1 protein-coding gene is annotated in these 1,830 nt (G+C 29.9%); it reads left to right on the top strand.

Going from position 1 to position 1,830, the window contains the following annotated elements; translation table 11 throughout:
* Nucleotides 1–135: 135 nt before the first annotated feature.
* A complete protein-coding gene (locus KPL38_RS19080) occupies nucleotides 136–1,218 on the top strand; it encodes a DUF871 domain-containing protein (protein ID WP_216290716.1) in 1,083 nt (360 codons plus the stop codon).
* Nucleotides 1,219–1,830 lie beyond the last annotated feature (612 nt).

Raw genomic sequence — 1,830 nt, 5'->3', positions numbered from 1 at the left:
CCTATGCTATCCTCAAGATAGAAAGCTCGAAGAAATTCTGGGGTGAAGTTGATATATGCATAAAAATGAACCTAGAATTAGCAATGGCTTGAGAGTTTCCGAGAGTACTAATTAATTTAAATGGGGGGATTTACTATGAAGAATATAGGATTTTCAATATATCCACATCATACAAAATTAGAAGATAATCTAAAATATATCGATTTAGCTAACAAATATGGGTACAAGAGAATTTTCACATGTCTTCTTTCTGTGGAAGGAGACAAAGAAAAGATAATAGATGAATTTAAAAAAACTATAGTACATGCTAACAAATATGGAATGATGGTTATTGCTGATATCAACCCAGAAGTATTCCAATATCTTGGTGTAAGTTTTGATGATTTAAAAGTTTTTAATGACATGGGGCTTTATGGGATAAGACTTGACAATGGCTTTTCAGGTAGTGAGGAATCTTTAATGTCTTTCAACAAATATGGATTAAAGATTGAATTCAATATGAGCTCTGGAACTAAATATATAGATAATGTATTTAGTTATAAACCTAATTCAGAGAATGTTTTAGGGTGTCATAATTTTTATCCACATAAATATTCTGGTATTGGTTATAATCATTTTATTATGTGTAATGAGCAATACAAAAAATATAATATTAGAACTGCAGCATTTGTATCCTCAAAGAATGCTAAATATGGACCTTGGCCTGTAAGTGAGGGGTTATGTACATTAGAACAACATAGAAATCTCCCTATTGCGGTTCAAGCAAAACATTTGTTTTCATCAAACTCAATTGATGATGTTATTATTGCTAATGATTTTGCATCAGAGGAGGAACTTAAAGCCTTAAGTGAAGTAAATCCTTATATTCTTACTTTTAAGGTACACATTAAGGAAGGAATATCTGCTGCCGAAAGGGATATAATTCTTAAACCTCTACATTTTAACAGAGGAGACATATCAGAGTACATGATAAGGTCTTCAAAGACTAGAGTTAAAGATGCAGGAGAAGGTTTTAAACCATTTAACACAAATGATGTTAAAAGAGGAGATATTACCATAGACAATGTTAATTACAAAAATTACACAGGAGAATTACAAATTGCATTAAAGGATATGGACAATTATGGTAATACGAATGTAGTAGGAAGAATAGTGGATGATGAGATATTCCTAATAGATTATGTCAAACCATCGCAAAAGTTTTTGCTTAAGGAATAGATCTAATTAACAATTTCCAATTTAAAATTCTATTATAGAAATTGTTGACAATCATAATATATAAAAACACTCCAATTTTAAATTGGAGTGTTTTTAGTTGTTCCTAGCATTGCAAATTAACTAGTTATAGATAAATGAAAATGTTGATGCTGGTGCTGGTGTTGTAACTCCACACACTTTATATCTTTTAAATCCTATAGCTTGTAGCAACCTCAGTCGCAAGCTCCTTCAGAAAATGCCCCGGGGGCAATGTCATCAACTTAGTAATCAAATAATTTACAATTTAAAGTTTAATGCTACAAAAGGAGAAAAAAACATAGATATTACTGATGAATATAGGGTATTTATGTTTCATCTATCCCTTGGGTTTTAATCTATTATTTTTAATGGAAATAATTCTAATATTTCAACTTTATATGGTTGTAAACAACATTAATAAGCCCTCAGTTATTTTGACTGAAAGCGATTTGTAATTTTCATTTTATTGTACTTATTATAATGTTCTTTTTTTATTATATAGGAAACAGCTTGCGGAAACCGCTGTGGATAACATTTTAGATAACATTTTAGATGAAAATTAGGTGGAAAATTCAAGAGAAATATGAGATGATT

It is taken from the genome of Clostridium psychrophilum (assembly GCF_018861705.1).
Taxonomy (GTDB): Bacteria; Bacillota; Clostridia; order Clostridiales; family Clostridiaceae; genus Clostridium_AD; species Clostridium_AD psychrophilum.
This window is presented reverse-complemented; position numbering and strand designations above follow the sequence as displayed.